This is a genomic window from Psychrobacter sp. 1U1 (assembly GCF_051847535.1).
In the GTDB taxonomy this organism is placed as follows: domain Bacteria; phylum Pseudomonadota; class Gammaproteobacteria; order Pseudomonadales; family Moraxellaceae; genus Psychrobacter; species Psychrobacter saeujeotis.
This window is the reverse complement of sequence record NZ_JBPYDD010000004.1, coordinates 347,098-362,543: the sequence shown is the minus strand read 5'-3', so window position 1 is coordinate 362,543 and position 15,446 is coordinate 347,098. Positions and strand designations below refer to the sequence as shown.

At 41.9% G+C, this 15,446-nt stretch carries 16 protein-coding genes; 9 read left to right on the top strand and 7 right to left on the bottom strand.

The features are described 5' to 3' along the window. Nucleotides 1-68 precede the first annotated feature (68 nt). The 5 genes from ccmA to ccmE all read left to right on the top strand — a co-directional run bounded on the left by ccmA (nt 69) and on the right by ccmE (nt 3,451). Nucleotides 69-698, top strand: a complete 630-nt coding sequence (ccmA, locus tag ACS8FB_RS08260; RefSeq protein WP_439262046.1) for a heme ABC exporter ATP-binding protein CcmA — start codon at nt 69-71, stop codon at nt 696-698. Nucleotides 699-728: 30 nt separating this feature from the next. Next, nucleotides 729-1,475, top strand: a complete 747-nt coding sequence (locus ACS8FB_RS08255; RefSeq protein ID WP_439262044.1) for a heme exporter protein CcmB — start codon at nt 729-731, stop codon at nt 1,473-1,475. A 195-nt stretch (nt 1,476-1,670) separates the two neighbouring features. Then, nucleotides 1,671-2,459, top strand: coding sequence for a heme ABC transporter permease CcmC (gene ccmC, locus ACS8FB_RS08250; RefSeq protein WP_439262042.1), 789 nt, complete (start codon nt 1,671-1,673; stop codon nt 2,457-2,459). 16 nt (nt 2,460-2,475) lie between these two features. Further along, nucleotides 2,476-2,697, top strand: coding sequence for a heme exporter protein CcmD (gene ccmD / locus ACS8FB_RS08245; protein ID WP_439262040.1), 222 nt, complete (start codon nt 2,476-2,478; stop codon nt 2,695-2,697). 253 nt (nt 2,698-2,950) lie between these two features. Continuing rightward, complete coding sequence (gene ccmE, locus ACS8FB_RS08240) at nt 2,951-3,451, top strand: cytochrome c maturation protein CcmE (RefSeq protein WP_299217813.1); 501 nt, start codon at nt 2,951-2,953, stop codon at nt 3,449-3,451. Nucleotides 3,452-3,531: 80 nt separating this feature from the next. Here the strand turns inward: ccmE and ACS8FB_RS08235 are convergent, their stop codons facing one another. Continuing rightward, the gene (locus ACS8FB_RS08235; RefSeq protein WP_439262038.1) at nt 3,532-4,380 is read right to left on the bottom strand and encodes an aldo/keto reductase; all 849 of its coding nucleotides are present in this window, start codon (nt 4,378-4,380) and stop codon (nt 3,532-3,534) included. Between the two features lie 337 nt (nt 4,381-4,717). Between ACS8FB_RS08235 and ACS8FB_RS08230 the strand changes: the two genes are divergently transcribed. Beyond that, nucleotides 4,718-5,974 carry an amidohydrolase family protein gene (locus ACS8FB_RS08230; protein WP_439262036.1) on the top strand — a complete coding sequence of 419 codons (1,257 nt, stop codon included), beginning with the start codon at nt 4,718-4,720 and terminating at the stop codon, nt 5,972-5,974. 162 nt (nt 5,975-6,136) lie between these two features. Here ACS8FB_RS08230 and ACS8FB_RS08225 read toward each other — a convergent pair whose 3' ends face one another. From ACS8FB_RS08225 to ACS8FB_RS08200, 6 genes are all read right to left on the bottom strand, one after another. Beyond that, the gene (locus ACS8FB_RS08225) at nt 6,137-7,099 is read right to left on the bottom strand and encodes a MetQ/NlpA family ABC transporter substrate-binding protein (RefSeq protein WP_439262034.1); all 963 of its coding nucleotides are present in this window, start codon (nt 7,097-7,099) and stop codon (nt 6,137-6,139) included. Between the two features lie 136 nt (nt 7,100-7,235). Beyond that, a complete protein-coding gene (locus tag ACS8FB_RS08220) occupies nt 7,236-7,922 on the bottom strand; it encodes a methionine ABC transporter permease (protein ID WP_420884158.1) in 687 nt (228 codons plus the stop codon). 19 nt (nt 7,923-7,941) lie between these two features. Continuing rightward, entirely contained in the window at nt 7,942-8,712 is a 771-nt protein-coding gene (locus tag ACS8FB_RS08215; protein ID WP_439262032.1) for a methionine ABC transporter ATP-binding protein, read from the bottom strand. 303 nt (nt 8,713-9,015) lie between these two features. After that, entirely contained in the window at nt 9,016-11,121 is a 2,106-nt protein-coding gene (locus ACS8FB_RS08210; RefSeq protein ID WP_439262029.1) for an ATP-binding protein, read from the bottom strand. A 132-nt stretch (nt 11,122-11,253) separates the two neighbouring features. After that, the gene (locus ACS8FB_RS08205) at nt 11,254-11,976 is read right to left on the bottom strand and encodes a response regulator transcription factor (protein ID WP_299186927.1); all 723 of its coding nucleotides are present in this window, start codon (nt 11,974-11,976) and stop codon (nt 11,254-11,256) included. A 344-nt stretch (nt 11,977-12,320) separates the two neighbouring features. Continuing rightward, nucleotides 12,321-13,574 carry an HlyD family efflux transporter periplasmic adaptor subunit gene (locus ACS8FB_RS08200; protein ID WP_439262027.1) on the bottom strand — a complete coding sequence of 418 codons (1,254 nt, stop codon included), beginning with the start codon at nt 13,572-13,574 and terminating at the stop codon, nt 12,321-12,323. Between the two features lie 385 nt (nt 13,575-13,959). On the opposite strand from ACS8FB_RS08200, the gene pilG reads away from it, so the two are divergent. The 3 genes from pilG (at nt 13,960) to ACS8FB_RS08185 (ending at nt 15,415) form a co-directional block, all read left to right on the top strand. After that, on the top strand, nt 13,960-14,340 hold the full coding sequence (gene pilG, locus ACS8FB_RS08195) for a twitching motility response regulator PilG (RefSeq protein WP_299217802.1): 381 nt from the start codon (nt 13,960-13,962) through the stop codon (nt 14,338-14,340). A 181-nt stretch (nt 14,341-14,521) separates the two neighbouring features. Continuing rightward, the gene (locus ACS8FB_RS08190) at nt 14,522-14,884 is read left to right on the top strand and encodes a response regulator (RefSeq protein ID WP_299217801.1); all 363 of its coding nucleotides are present in this window, start codon (nt 14,522-14,524) and stop codon (nt 14,882-14,884) included. Between the two features lie 3 nt (nt 14,885-14,887). Beyond that, nucleotides 14,888-15,415, top strand: a complete 528-nt coding sequence (locus ACS8FB_RS08185) for a chemotaxis protein CheW (protein ID WP_439262024.1) — start codon at nt 14,888-14,890, stop codon at nt 15,413-15,415. Nucleotides 15,416-15,446 lie beyond the last annotated feature (31 nt).

Genomic DNA, 15,446 nt, shown 5'->3' with positions numbered 1-15,446 from the left:
TATGCCATGAACCATGTATTCGTTTGTGATGAATATTGCTTAGCGCTTGATAATTAATGAGAGATTTGATGACGGCTGTAGATGTACCCTTACTTGCGCTTGATGAGCTGACGGTTCAGCGCGGTGAAATACCTTTATGTGAAAGGGTCACGCTCAACTTACCTGCTGGTAGCATCTGTCATTTAGTTGGTGCCAATGGCACCGGTAAAACGACGCTACTGATGCAACTGGCTGGATTGTTGCCGGTGCTGACGGGTGAGGTTCACTACCAAGGCGTAGCAAGTCTGCCTATTCAGCCTTTATATGTCTCGCATCAGTTAGGTATTCATCCCAATCTGACGGTCGCGCAAAATCTAACCTTTCTGCTGAATTTATATGGAATCACCCCAAGTATCGCTGATATTGACGATGCCCTCGCTTGGGTGGGATTGCAAGGCTTTGAGACGATTAGCTCAAGCCATTTATCCGCGGGGCAAACGCGTCGCATCACCCTTGCAAGATTATATTTGTTGACGCCGGACGTGACACCATTATGGTTACTGGATGAGCCTTTTACGGCACTCGATGTCGATATGGTGGCACGAATGGAAGACAGGTTGCGCGAATTTTCCCATACTGGTGGTGCCATATTGATGACCAGTCATCAAACTGTCGGCGTCGCCAATCAGGTGCTCAATTTGTCAGATTACATGGTATAAGCGCGACAAATATAAGTGAAAGGACGAATAATGACAGACAGTCCATTACGAGATAGTCCAGTACAAGTAGCGAATAAAAGCTCAAACGTTAGCGCATTAGCTGCGCGTGGTATCAGTTTTAGACAGTTATGGCGGCGCGAATGGCACGTGAAGCAGCAAGGTGCCGTGCAGTGGTTATACCCTTTGGTACTGTTTTTGGTAATTATTACCTTATTTCCGCTAGCCGTAGGTAGCGAGCCTGCGCTGTTGCAGCGTCTTGGGGTCTCAGCTGTGTGGATTGCTGCTCTGTTGTCACTGGTGATGGGCGTTGATGGCTTATTTAAACCTGCTCTCGATAATGGCACGCTCGCGCAGTTGGTCGTCGCCAAAGCGTCGCTACCGTTATGGGTACTTATCCGCTTGGTTATCCATTGGATTTTTAGTAGTGGTATTGTGGCCGTGCTCAGTTTACTTGCCGTGCCATTGTTTCAACTTAGCTGGTTTGAAGCGTGGATATTGATGGCTTCTATTGTGACAGGTAGTCCGATGCTGTTGATGTTGTCAGCGGTCGCCAGTAGCTTGACGCTGTCATTAAAGAATGGCGCGGTGCTAGTGCCTTTGATTGCTTTGCCAATGCAGTTGCCAGTACTGATTTTTGCGACAGGAGCAGTTGACTTATTTGCTACTGGTCTTAATGGTTTGCCGATATTGGCTTTATTATTGGCAGGTAGTATTATCTCGGTACTCGTGATGCCATGGGTGATTGCTATGACCCTAAAAATGGCGTGGCTAAATTGAAAAAACCTTTATATTAACAGCATGTTGAAAACGGGCAACTTTGCTATAATAGCCAATTAAATCCATAACAAGTCACTTGTAGATTCTATCCAGTGTTTAACGCCAGCAGGTTAGCAGATAGTAGCGTTTATGATGTAGTAAGTTCATGATGCAGTATCTGTATAACCAATATGCTGTGCAAATAGGTTTATTCCCATGCCCAACCTGAATAATGTCTCATCTCCTAGCCTATGGCAGCGCATCTGGCAAGGCTTCTTGACCACTGTGGGTACCAAGCAGTTTTTTCGCATCTTTGCGCCTTGGGTTAAGTGGTTGGCAATATTAGCCAGCATTTTTCTACTGATCGGTAGTGTTTGGGGTCTCGCTTTTGCGCCGCCTGACTATTTACAAGGTAATAGCTACCGCATTATTTTTATTCACGTGCCAGCGGCCAGTATCGCTATTTCTATCTATTTTGCCCTCGCCGTATTAGGGGTTATCTTCCTTGTTTGGAAAATCAAGACGGCCAGTCTGGTGGCGCAGGCGCTTGCTCCATTGGGCTTTTTGCTCTGCGTGATTAGCTTAATCACCGGCTCTATTTGGGCAAAACCTACTTGGGGTACTTACTGGGTTTGGGATGCGCGTTTAACGTCTATGCTGATTTTGGCGTTTTTATATGCAGGCGTGATGGCGTTGTTTGCAGCGTTTGAGCATACCGCTAATCGAGGTAAAGCGGCGGCCATTTTATCCATTGTCGGCGCAGTGAATCTACCTATTATTAAATATTCGGTACAGTGGTGGAATACCTTACATCAAGGCTCAACTTTTACCTTAACCGCCGCACCAAAAATGTCAGCCGATATGTGGATGCCATTGCTACTTATGATTATCGGTAGTTACTTACTAGTCGCGACATTAACGATTTATCGTACTAACACCCTCATTTTGTACCGAGATCAAGGTAAAGCGTGGGTCAAAGAATATATTCGTGGACAAGACAAATAATGGCTAGGAGCTGATTATGCAGCCTTACTTTTATAGCATATCTGAGTTTATCGCCATGGGTAAGCATGGCGTGTTTGTCTGGTCGTGTTGGGCAATTACGGTGGGCGTGATGCTGGCTTTTATTATTTATAGCCGTAAGCAGCGACAAACACTTATCAAACAGCTGACCATTCAGCAAGCGCGTCAAGCTCAGCGTACTACTAAAAACCCCAATTCTGTACCTGAGCAAACGTTATAAAAAATATTTTAATATCATTGCCTTAGCATATACTATTACATTTTTTTAAATGATGAAAACATAAGCTTATTAGTGTCTAAAGGCTTATTGATTTGTTTGAAAAATGCTACCATATAACCATTAGAAAACTACGATTAGAAAAATATTTTAAAAAATTTTTCTAATCGTAGTTTCTTTAATATTTTCTGTTTTATAGATTTAGATGGTATTGCCTATATCTTGTAAGGCAAAGACTCATTAATGAGGTAATAGTATGAATGCAGTTCGTCGCAAAAAACTGATGTGGGTAATGTTTACGTTAGCAGGAGCAGCAATTGCCGTGGTACTGGTCATTTATGCTATTGGCCAGCAGACTGACTATTATTTTGATGCGACCGCTATTGCCGAGGGCGAAGCACCCCAAGATAAGCGTATTCGTGCAGGTGGTATGGTCGTTGCTGGTAGCGTACAGCGGGCGCCAGACAATCCATTAAATGTTGAGTTCGCGATTACAGATTTTGAATCAACGGTTCCGGTCACTTATCAAGGTATCTTGCCGGATTTATTTGCTGAAAATTCAGGCGTGGTCGCCACTGGTAAAATGCAGGGCGAGACTTTTGTGGCCGGTGAAGTGCTAGCCAAGCATGACGAAAACTATATGCCACCTGAGGTTGCCAAGTCTATGAAAGCGAATAACCGCAATGGATTGACACCGACTTCTGAGCAGTACAATCCAGCAGAGCCAATCCACGAGTCCAAAACGTTGCAACAGTAGTCTTAAACATCTACTGACAGCAAAAGCGCCGCTAATATTTTATTAACGGCGCTTTTTATATATGGGTGTTGATATAAAAGTTAGTCATCCCATACAGGAGTATAATCAGGATGTTCGATTTTACGGCCATCGCTACGAGCCAAGTTGCCAATTTTTTCTAATTCATCGGCGCTAAGCTGGACTTCGATAGCATCCAAGTTACCTTGTAAATGATCAGGATTAGAAGTCTTTGGAATAGCCACACGGTCTTTATCCGATAGTATCCAAGCCAATGATATTTGGGCTGGGGTCACGTTATGCTTGTCTGCAATCTCTTTGATAACGTCATTATTAAACACGTCACCGCGTGCGAGTGGTGAGTAAGCTTCCAATAAAATATGGTGATTATTCAAAAAAGACTGCAAGGTGTTTTGTTTGATAAATGGATGAAACTCGACTTGGTTGACGACAATAGGGACATCAGCATGTTTCTTTGCTTCAATAATATTGGCGATATTAAAGTTAGAGACGCCGATATTGCGTGTTAAGCCTTGTTTTTGCAACTCGCACAATGCAGGAATGGTCTCAGATAACGGTACACGGGAATCTGGCCAGTGTAATAGCAATAGGTCGACATAATCGGTATCGAGATTTTCTAAAGAACGTTTGGCCGCTGCGATTAACTTTTCTGGCTCAAACTTCATATCATCAGGGAAAATCTTCGTGGTCAAAAAGAACTTATCACGAGCCACGCCTGATTGTTTGATACCTTTTCCGACTTCGACTTCATTATCATAAGCTTGCGCAGTATCAATATGCTCATAACCCATTTTTAGTGCTTGACTGACGACATCAATACAGTCTTGTCCTGTTGATTGCCAGGTACCAAGTCCTAATACGGGAATATTGGCTTTGCCTGCGGTACGAATTTTATAAGTTTTGGTACTCATATTATTATCCTTATTATGTGTTATTTGTGGTTTTACAGCTTTTTAAATAATTCATGATACGATCTGAGTTAGTAGCTTCTAAACCTGAGTTAACAATCGTTATATCCTAGTATTAATTATAAAACCTAGCCTGATAGAATGACTAAGCAACCCAGCTACTATAGAAAAAAATAGAAAAAAGTGAAAGAGTAAGTGACGGTTTTCTACAAAGGGCAAACAGGCTGTAACGTCATTATATGTTTTAAAAAAGCATTGCAATAGTACAGTACGATATCGATTTTGAAGGTATTTAGTTTCTATTTCTTAATCACTTATTAGTCAATAACAGGAGTTTGTCATGATCAAATTTACTAATGCAAATATCTATCGCAATAGCGAAGCTAATGAGATTTTAGTCAAGGACGGAATCATTGAGCAGATTGGTAGAGGCTTGCCTGCCGCTACGGAGGAGATTGATTTAAAGGGCTGTTTGGTGGTACCGCCTTATGTGGACTCACATCTGCATCTTGATTATGTTTATACGGGCGGCGGTGATGATGCAAAGAACGCCTCAGGTACCTTGTTCGAAGGTATTGCTCGCTGGCACGATGTCAAAAAGACGCAAACTTTCGAAGATGCTAAATCGCGGATGCTAAAAGGTATTCAAGAAGAAGTCTCCAAAGGGGTGCAATATATTCGTACCCATATTGACGTTTGTGATCCTGATCTGACTGGGCTCAAAGCGATGCTGGAGCTGCGCGAAGAGTTAAAAGACAACGTGACTATTCAGATTGTCGCTTTCCCGCAAGAGGGCATGTACGCCTACAAAGGTGCTGTTGGGCTAATAGAAGAAGCGCTAAAGATGGGCGCGGATTGCGTCGGCGGTATTCCACATTTTGAATGGGCATACGAGTTCGGTCAAGATTCTGTGCGTAAGACGGTTGAGCTTGCGCTGAAGTATGACAAGCTCATCGACGTGCATTGTGATGAAACCGATGACCCAATGAGTCGCCACGTTCAATTATTAAATGCTTTGGTGATGATTGAAAGTATCGGTACGCGTACGGCGGCTAGCCATACTTGTTCATTTGGTTCCGCAGACGATGCTTATGCGTTTCGCATGATGGGACTGTTTGAGCAATCGGGTATGAACTTCATTGCGCTGCCTACTGAGAACGCTTATTTGCAAGGTCGCCAAGATACTTATCCCAAGCGTCGTGGTTTAACGCGAGTGAAGGAATTTTGGGAAAATGGTATCAACATCTCTTTTGGTCAAGATTCTATCAACGACCCTTGGTATCCAGCGGGCAACGGTAACATGATGAATATCTTGGATAATGGTATTCATTTAGCACAAACCATGTCATTACCGCAGCTCGACGTCTGTCTTGACTTCATTACTTTTAATGGTGCTAAGACTCTAAATATCGAAGAAGAGTACGGTATTGAGGTGGGTAAGGCAGCAAACTTCCTAGTATTGGATGCGACAAGTCCATTTGAAGCGGTGCGCCAACGCGCGGATGTACTGGCCTCAATTCGTAATGGTAAGTACTTGTTTAAAAAACCTGAGCCTAGTTATGATATTGAGCTGGACTTGTTTAGAAGCACTATCTAACGATTAGTACAAAAGCTAAATATAAAATTTAGAACGTAAAAAATGCCCATTACTCATAAGTAGTGGGCATTTTTGTGTTTACGACTTGTCTTATTAGCACTGTTAATTAATTCAAATTAGCAGTATTTAATGGTCTAAAACTTTTAGCCATTAAGCTCTTGATTACTGAGCTGCTTCTGCTTCTACAGGAGCAGTGCTTGCAGTAGTTTCGGTAGCTGGTGCAGTGTTACCACCCCAGATTTTTGGATATTTGTAGCCTGGAAAAGTATTATGAGCATACTTTTTGAAGGCTTCTGAGTTATAAGCGTTGGTGACGTCTTCAACCCATTTTTTACCAGCATCAGCAGATTTGACCGCTGACCAGTTAACATAAGCAAAGCTTGGCTCTTGGAACAACGCTTCGGTTAGCTCAATACCAGCATCTGTTGCATAGTTGCCATTGATAACAGCAAAGTCGACTTCGTCACGAGCGCGTGGTAATTGAGCCGCTTCTAGTTCAATGATGTCGATGTCATACTTACTGTTATCAGCGATATCAGTTTTTGAAGCAGTCAATGGATCAATATTGTCTTTTAGTGTGATCCAGCCCAGATCGTCCATCATTACCAAGGCACGGGCAAAGTTACTTGGATCATTCGGTGCAGAGACGCTCATGCCTTTGTAGACATCATCAAGAGTGCTTTTTTTGCCTGAATAGATACCGAGCGGCGCGGTTGGTACTTGGAAAACTTCGACCAAATCAAGGTTATTTTCTTTTTTGAAGGTATCAAGATAAGGCTTATGCTGGAAGATATTGATGTCCAAATCACCTTCAGCCAGTGCAAGGTTAGGGCGTACATAGTCAGTAAAAGGTACTAACTCAACTTCATAACCTTGCTCTTCTAGTGAGGCTTTAACTTGATTACGTACCATATCAGCAAAGTCGCCTTCGGTCGTACCGATGACAATTTTAGTGTGTTCAGGATCGATATCGCTAGCAGCAGTTTGAGCTGTTGAACCCTCAGTAACCGCTTCTTTATTTGCTTCTGGTGCAGATGAGTTATTACAACCGACCAACACTAGGCTTGATACACCAACAGCGGCAAATGCAGTCGCCAACTGACGGCTAATATCTGTTAATTTCATAATATTTCCTCAAATAAATAATAAAGTAACCATTAAAAAAGCAACATTATGGATAGTAATGCTGCCTCTACAAAAAATCGGATGACGGTCAAATTAAACCTAGTCGGCTACAATGTCAAGTATTCTACAAAGTGGTTTAGCGTTTATCCAAGCGAGTCGCCAGCCAATTACCAAAAGCTTGAATTGAGATGACCATGATTGATAGCATAATGACAATAAAAATCATGACTTCTGTTTGATAACGGTAATAACCATAACGAATCGCCAGATCACCAAGGCCGCCCCCACCGATCATACCAGCCGCCGCTGAATAAGAAAGTAGGCTGATACATAAAATAGTGACGGATAACACCAGTCCTGATCGCGCCTCATTAAGCAATACTTTAATGATCGTAAAAGGACGTGCGCCCATCGATTCGGTTGCCTCGATAATACCACGTGGTACTTCACGCAGATTTTGCTCGACCAAACGCGCAAAGTAGAACGAGCCGGCAATTGCTAGAACCAAAGAGGCAGCAATAGGACCAATACCTGTGCCGACAATCGCCTTGGTAAATGGACTCATGGCAATCATCAAAATGACAAAAGGGAAGGCACGCATAAAGTTGGTGATACCGCCTAAGATTGCATACAATCCTTTATTCTGTAAAAACTGCCGATCGCTGGACAAAAATAAGAATATCCCAAATAGCCCGCCAATCGTAACAGCAGCAGCGGTCGAGATACCAAGCATGACAAAGGTATCAAACGATGCTTGCCAAATCTCTTTACGCAGCGCATACAGCTTATCTACTGAGGCGGATAGTTCAGTACCAGTTAACATATCTGTTTATTTTACCTCATTAATCTTCAACGACTAAGCCTTTGCCAATCGGAGTGGTTGCTTGAATCAGACCTTCTTTTACTGCTGCAACTTCAAGCAATTTTCCTTGATGAAGTAGTGCTGCTCGATCACAGAGTCTACGAATCACGCTCATCTCATGAGTGACAATCACGATGGTTACGCCAAGCTGGTCATTGATATCACGCAAACAGGTCAGCAAACTGCGAGTCGTTGCAGGGTCAAGCGCACTGGTCGGCTCATCTGCTAACAAAACCTTTGGACTTGGGGCAATCGCGCGTGCGATACCGACACGCTGCTTTTGTCCACCTGAAAGCTGTGCAGGATAATGACCTGCACGATCAGTTAGATCCACAATCTCAAGACAATCCATGACACGTTTGCGTACATCGCGACTAGGATAACCTGACACTGTTAAGTTAAACGCCACATTGTCAAAGACGGTGCGATTGGCCATCAAATTGAACTGCTGGAAAATCATACCAATATTGTGACGCGCAACACGTAGGTCACTGGCGGACAACGTCGTCAAGTCAGTACCATCAATGATGACTTGACCGCCATCAGGACGCTCAAGCATATTGATTAATCGTAATAAGGTAGATTTACCAGCACCTGAATAGCCCATCAAACCAAAGATTTCACCTTGTCGAACAGACAGGGACGTCGGTTCAACCGCAGTAAACCAATGCGGCTTACCATCTTTGTCTTTTATGGATCGGTCGCTTAAAAAGCTTTTGGTCACGTCATTTAGGACGATCATATCGCTCATGGAATGCTCGAAGTTTAGTAAATAAGGTAGCGGTGATAATGTCGATATACTATTGCAAGATGATAGCGTCAAATCTATATCAATGGCTATATGATAAGGGGCAGTAATATAGCATATTTCTAGACGTTTTGGATATGAACATTCGAGAACCGCTTATAACGATATGGATATTAGCCTTATGCAGTACTCGACGTATAAAGGATATTCATAGAGTCTTGAGATACAGTAGTGGATAGATACAAACAAGTATTAGGTCGAAAAACAGAATTGTTTAGCTTATATCAATAACTAGATTGGCCATACCTAATCACGGTTATCGTGATTTTTATGTGGATTATGCTTGACTGGAATGACAACCAAAAACCTGGTATGTCCATTAATAGTATCAGTAATTATTTGGCCTTGATGAGCCGTGACGATTTGTGATACCAGTGATAAACCTAGACCCGAACCTTTGTTTTTTTGCTGTAAGCGCACAAACGGGCTAAAGATTTCTTCGCGCTTGTCTTTTGGGATACCAGTACCTTCATCAATGACTGCAAGTACTGCATATTTTGGTAAAGGGCGTGCATCTTCAGATTTGACTTTTTTAAGATGTTTCTTAAATAGGCTTTCTTTACGTGGTGTGTTATTGCCATCGCTATTAACGTTGCTGTTGCTAGCATTACTGTCTTTGGTTGAATTGTCTTTATGGTCAGCAGTATTTGCCTTTTCAATTACTCGCTTGTGAGTGACAGGTTTGACTAGAGCATCACTCAGCTCGCCAGTCTTTAGATGTTGTTCTTGCGATTCTGGGACGATATTCCAAACGACTTTTTTGATTCTATTGGTTAAATCAGAAGCAAGTTTATAGTGGTCATTACGAAGTGTCTTACTATTGTCATTGGAAGCTAGGATATCCGCTGTCTGTTTTTGACCCTGGTTATTATAGTTATTATCAGATATGTCTCTTAACTGATCGGTCTCATTATGATCGTGACTGTTTTTATCGTTTTCTTCATCATGACTAACAAGCGTTTCGCCATTTTTAAAAATAACCGGTGCTGGTATGATGTCAGGCTGTTCTGATGCATCGGATGAGGTCTGTTCAACATACTGGATAGAGGTAGGGCTGTCTTCTTGATCGTCTTTAGACTGTTCTATTATATCGATAGGTTTGTCATAAGTTGGGTGGCCATAGTTTGAATGACCATAGTCAGCAAAGCTACTACATACGAGCGAATCTAACAAATATTCAGGTAGGGTATCTGCTTCTGCAAGGGTTTGTGCGCCATATAACAAAACAGTTACTGGAGGAACACCATGCAACATAGCGTTATTTAGTAGGTTGCGAATAAGATGAGTCAACATCGGCGGTTGGCCATCGATTACAATATGTTCGCCAATCAATGTTGCTTCTGGATAATGCTGACGCTCTTGATTCACTAAGTCATATAAGTCCACACGTTCAACCTGCTGCATCGCATGACCTGCATCAAGTCGACTCACTAACAAGATACTTTCCACCAAATCGTTAAGCCCTGATAAATCACGATTGATCGCTTGGGCACGTTTATCAAACTTTGCCTTTGTATCGCTTGGCATCGAACCTGCCAACATATCCATCATCTCTATCTGCAGACGAATACGGGTAATGGGTGTGCGTAGCTCATGTGATGCATGGGCCAACAACAAATTATTGGCATCAATTAGGTGTTCGATTTTTTGCGCTGCTTGGTTGAATCCACGAGCAAGAAAAGCAATTTCATCATTACCACGACTATTGACACGTACAGTAAAGTCACCGTCACCAAGTTGACTCATCTGCTGACTCATGTGATTGATACGCCATGTCATTGAACGTGCAATCCACCATAGTACGCCTGCCATAATCATAAGTAAGAGTAGGGTGCCGGTGAACAAGTTTAGCGCCGCAGATAAAGCTGGTTTTTTGGGCGATAGTCGTGACTCATACAGCAATGTATAGCCTGTACTACTATAGACCTGAGCTTGTTGAGTAGGAGGCGTTTCTGAAAAAGAGGGGAATATAATGGTTAATAACGAAGGCGTTGCAGGTAGCTCTAAGGGCAGATCACTGTTGTCGGTTTGCATGAGCAGACGACCTTTACTGTCATACAGTCCCATTTTAGCTTGCAGTGATTCATCAAAGATATCAAAGCTTTTTTTGACCACGGCTAACATAAAACGCGATTGCAAACGGTTATTCTTACTAACGGCCGTATTTAGTTCATGCAAAAAAGGATCAATTTGTCCAAGTATTTGAGTTGCCACCACCTCAGAGCGAATACCAGCATTTTTATCATGAACGAGCTGTGTCAATAACACCATAGCGACTGCGAACAAAACAAGTGCCAGCATCACACTAGCAAATAGTTTGGCAAATACGGAGCGAAAACCCAACTGCTGCATTATATGCTCTCTATTAACGAATGCTCATATCAATGACTAACAAATAGCCATCGCGGTTGACGTGATGGCTATTTTTATTTGGTCATTACTTCAATAATTTATTCAAACCGATTTGACGCATCAGATAAATCGTCAAACTTGATCAGTTGCAAATTGATAACCAACACCGCGCACAGTAATAATGCGTTTTGGCTGACGCGGATTGTCTTCAATTAAGGCACGTAAGCGTGAAATATGTACATCAATTGCGCGGTCAATGTTATCAGAGCTATCATCGTTTGGCATTGCCTGCCATAACTGCTCACGATTGAGCACTTTACCAGAATGAGTTGCAAAGTAATGTAATAGTTGGAACTGATGAGTGGTTAGACGTACTGGCTGCTCATCAATGGTCACTTCATGACTATCAGGAAACACGCTCAAACGCCCAAAAGTTAAACTATCAGACTGACTGTCTGCTTGGTTAGGCTGCTCATGACGACGAACCACAGCACGTATGCGGGCTAGTAATTCTCGCGGTTCAAAGGGTTTGGCGATATAGTCATCAGCACCCATCTCGAGACCCAGCACCCGATCAGTTGTATCCCCTTTCGCAGTCAACATAATGATGGGCACTTTATTAGTCATGTTGTTTTTGTTGCCACGTATCTTTTGACAAACCTGCATACCATCCATATCAGGTAGCATCAAATCTAGTACGACCAGATCAATGTCACGCTCTTTAGTGTCTAAAATATCCAAACCTTCTTGACCTAGCCCTGCATGATGAACATCGTAATAGTTCATTGTCAGGTAATCGCTGATCAATTCAGCCAAATCTGGATCGTCTTCAATTAATAGGATCTGTTTACTCATGAGCTGTCCTTTAGTAATGGCTATTATTCAATAATTGTTGTTTTAGTCGTCATGGTTATTTTTCTGAGTTTTCTAAGATACATAGTACTATATCGTATCCATAGCAACAGAAAAACGAGCAATACAAATGTTACTGGGTCTATTTTGCCTAACTTAGGCCTTACCACACAAGATGCGCTTTGTTAATATTTCTACACAATGTAACTCGCGACATCGCTAATATATTTTATGAGGTCGCTATTTTAGTCAGCCTAAATAAGAGTACAACGTAAAAAACAGATAAAATGAATGATATTTTGTTCTGAAAATTCTAAAGTGAAGTTTGAGTATTAGATGGAACAACATTATGAAACAATTACCTTTTTGCCTACTGACTCTATGGGCAAATCTGCTAAGCAAATAAGGCTATCATTACTAATACCAGCAACCAGATATTGTTCAGTGCTGGGATCATATTTGATTACTTCTACTGACAAGCGAGTTAAGCGTTGATCTTGCTTGATTATCCAAACGTTAGCAGTGATTGGCATAAGCGACTGATAAGGGGGCTTTTTTAGTACCGACAGATCAGCATCATGGATACCATATTCAGGCACAATGGTACCGACTTCTATCTGTCCATAATCAACCCGTCCAGAAACGAGCATATCAGGTCTGAGCTTATCCCGACTGGCTTCGTTTTTGACGACATGAACATAAACCTGTAGCTTGCCAGGCTGATTACTTATGGCTAACTTTCCAATCTGTCCAACAAACTTCTCTGATGAATTCTCGGCTGTAAAATTTACAGTTTGTCCAACTGACAGTTGCGGTTTCATTTTTAAAGGAAGCGTGGCAATAAACTGCAAGTTTTTATCATCGCTTAAACGTAATAAAGGCGTGCGAGCAGTAACTGGTTGAGTATTTTTTACGTGTAATTTATCAATACGTCCAGAAAAGCTTGCTCGTACTACAATAGACTGTGCTGATAAATTGGTCGGTATGGTTTGCTCTACAGTGGCTGTATCTTGGTCATTGTTAGATTTTTTATTATCTATACTGCTATCTACCTTGTCATCTGTTACATCACGATTGGTCAAGACTTTCTCTATCGACGCTACATTATTATTCGATTCTTCATCATTACTATCTGTAGCTCCTTCTTTTGGCATGTTAGTAGCGGGTTTCACTTTGCTAGCAACACTCTTTTCTTTTTGTTCAACGTCTTCAGTAGCTGCAGAAGTTGCACTGACTTTATCAACAGACACTTGACGCTTTACTATTAGTAGTGGGGTACCTTCCTCTATCCATTGCCCCTCTGAAACCAATACTTTTTGCACAATGATGTCATGCACTGCGACAAAACGTGACTGCTTAGTAGGTTCGATTACTCCTTGCAAGCCAAGACTTGGCTGATAGCGAGAGGGTTTGATATTCAAAATATAATCAGACGCCATAGTGACGCTATCGGCACTAGCGATAATAGGAGAGTCTGCCTGTACATCTTTTTCGTTAAGCGGTTGATTGTCTACAGGTGCTGGAGGCTGGCAGGCAATTATAAGTAAGCTACTTAACAAGAAGGCACAGTTCTTGCAGTTGTTAGAAAGTCTTATACGCATCGTCATTAATCATTATGGTGAACGTCATTTTATTATATAGATAAAGAATGAAAGGTGCGATAACTAGTATCTATCTAGATAACAGTTATTAATGACGTCTATGAGACAGAATCATAGAGTGATGCGGGCAATGTAAGGCAAAACAGAGCGATCATATCAATTATCCCAATTGTTGTATGCGTGGTCTGAGCCATTAAAAGTTTGAGTGAACTATGACAAAACGGGCCTAAGGTATTTTGTTTATACAATATAGTTACAAAACAGACTTAAATATTGGTCGAAAAATTACTGAGACTGCTTAATGAAACTCTTGTTTTGTAAGGGTTTGTCAAACAGTAAGTAGCAACCATGTCAAGAATAAATATCTATTCATAGGAAAGTAATAATGGAAAATAATTTTGAAGGGTTAAAGGTCATGGTCATTGATGACTCAAAAACCATTCGTCGTACCGCTGAGACTTTACTACAAAAAGCTGGCTGTGAAGTCGTCACTGCAATTGATGGTTTCGATGCACTTGCAAAGATTGTTGACAATAATCCTGACATCATTTTTGTTGATATTATGATGCCACGTCTTGACGGTTATCAGACCTGCGCCCTGATAAAAAACAACTCTGACTATGCAAGTACCCCCGTCATTATGCTGTCTTCTAAAGATGGACTGTTTGATAAGGCGCGAGGACGCATTGTGGGTTCTGATGAGTATCTCACCAAGCCATTTAGTAAAGATGAGCTGTTTGAGACTATTAACCAGTACCGTACCTAGCTTATATATCGACACATTTTAAAAGATATCGAACCTAAATATGTAACGACCAATGATAGCCAACAACGAGTGATCGCTTATTCAGATGTTTTGAAAAAGAGGCAATACCTCACTGAACGCATTACTTAATGGCTTTGATAATTTATCCAAATGGATAAAAACGACAATAAAAGGAATAACCATGACAACTGTGTTGGTCATAGACGATTCGCCATCTGAAATGGCAAAATTTCGCGACATTCTAACGAAGAACAACTTTCAAATACTAGAAGCCAGTAATGGCGAAAAAGGCTGCTCAATGGCTGCTGAATATTTGCCAGATGTGGTGTTAATGGATGTGGTGATGCCTGAAATGAATGGTTTTCAAGCAACTCGCAAAATTACCCGTGGTAAGACAACGGCTCATATCCCTGTCGTAATCGTAAGCACTAAAAACCAGGAGACTGATCGGGTATGGGGCAAACGTCAGGGGGCTAGAGAGTACCTAGTCAAGCCAGTCGACGAAAATGAGCTTGTACGTATTATCCGTACAGTAACGGAGTAAGTTGTGGCTTCCAAAGGATTTATCGAGCTTCTACGCTTAGCTGATCTTGCCCGTGCCCGTAGTAGTGGTCGTCAAGGCGGGCAGGTGTATGATTGGCGTGGCATAGTCTTTGAAATCGGTGGTCAGCGTCTGGTTGCGCCCATGGGAGAGGTGTCTGAGGTGTTAGCTATGCCTGAATATACCAGTATGCCATTAGTAAAGCCTTGGATGCTTGGCATTGCCAACGTCCGAGGACGCCTGCTACCAATCACTGACTTGGCGCAATTCTTGCAAATTCCTAGTCAGCAGCAGAGAAGCCATCGTAAGGTAATAGTTATCGATCATAGCTCAGTGTTTTCAGGTTTATTGGTTGATAGAGTCATTGGTATCGAACAGTTTACTCGTGATCAATATCGCGCTGAAGCCATTGATAGTGACTCGCCATTTGCAGCTTATAACCATGGCAAGTTCTCCAAAGATAGTCAAGACTGGTATATTTTTATGCCGAGTATGCTAGCACGAGATTTAGACTATATTGATGCTGCGATATAAATCAGTATTTGTAGGTAATCGTAACCACTCA

Coding starts and splice junctions, on each gene's coding strand:
- ccmA (WP_439262046.1), top strand. CDS start 69: ATGACGGCTGTAGATGTACCCTTACTTGCGCTTGATGAGCTGACGGTT.
- ACS8FB_RS08255 (WP_439262044.1), top strand. CDS start 729: ATGACAGACAGTCCATTACGAGATAGTCCAGTACAAGTAGCGAATAAA.
- ccmC (WP_439262042.1), top strand. CDS start 1,671: ATGCCCAACCTGAATAATGTCTCATCTCCTAGCCTATGGCAGCGCATC.
- ccmD (WP_439262040.1), top strand. CDS start 2,476: ATGCAGCCTTACTTTTATAGCATATCTGAGTTTATCGCCATGGGTAAG.
- ccmE (WP_299217813.1), top strand. CDS start 2,951: ATGAATGCAGTTCGTCGCAAAAAACTGATGTGGGTAATGTTTACGTTA.
- ACS8FB_RS08235 (WP_439262038.1), bottom strand. CDS start 4,380: ATGAGTACCAAAACTTATAAAATTCGTACCGCAGGCAAAGCCAATATT.
- ACS8FB_RS08230 (WP_439262036.1), top strand. CDS start 4,718: ATGATCAAATTTACTAATGCAAATATCTATCGCAATAGCGAAGCTAAT.
- ACS8FB_RS08225 (WP_439262034.1), bottom strand. CDS start 7,099: ATGAAATTAACAGATATTAGCCGTCAGTTGGCGACTGCATTTGCCGCT.
- ACS8FB_RS08220 (WP_420884158.1), bottom strand. CDS start 7,922: ATGTTAACTGGTACTGAACTATCCGCCTCAGTAGATAAGCTGTATGCG.
- ACS8FB_RS08215 (WP_439262032.1), bottom strand. CDS start 8,712: ATGAGCGATATGATCGTCCTAAATGACGTGACCAAAAGCTTTTTAAGC.
- ACS8FB_RS08210 (WP_439262029.1), bottom strand. CDS start 11,121: ATGCAGCAGTTGGGTTTTCGCTCCGTATTTGCCAAACTATTTGCTAGT.
- ACS8FB_RS08205 (WP_299186927.1), bottom strand. CDS start 11,976: ATGAGTAAACAGATCCTATTAATTGAAGACGATCCAGATTTGGCTGAA.
- ACS8FB_RS08200 (WP_439262027.1), bottom strand. CDS start 13,574: ATGCGTATAAGACTTTCTAACAACTGCAAGAACTGTGCCTTCTTGTTA.
- pilG (WP_299217802.1), top strand. CDS start 13,960: ATGGAAAATAATTTTGAAGGGTTAAAGGTCATGGTCATTGATGACTCA.
- ACS8FB_RS08190 (WP_299217801.1), top strand. CDS start 14,522: ATGACAACTGTGTTGGTCATAGACGATTCGCCATCTGAAATGGCAAAA.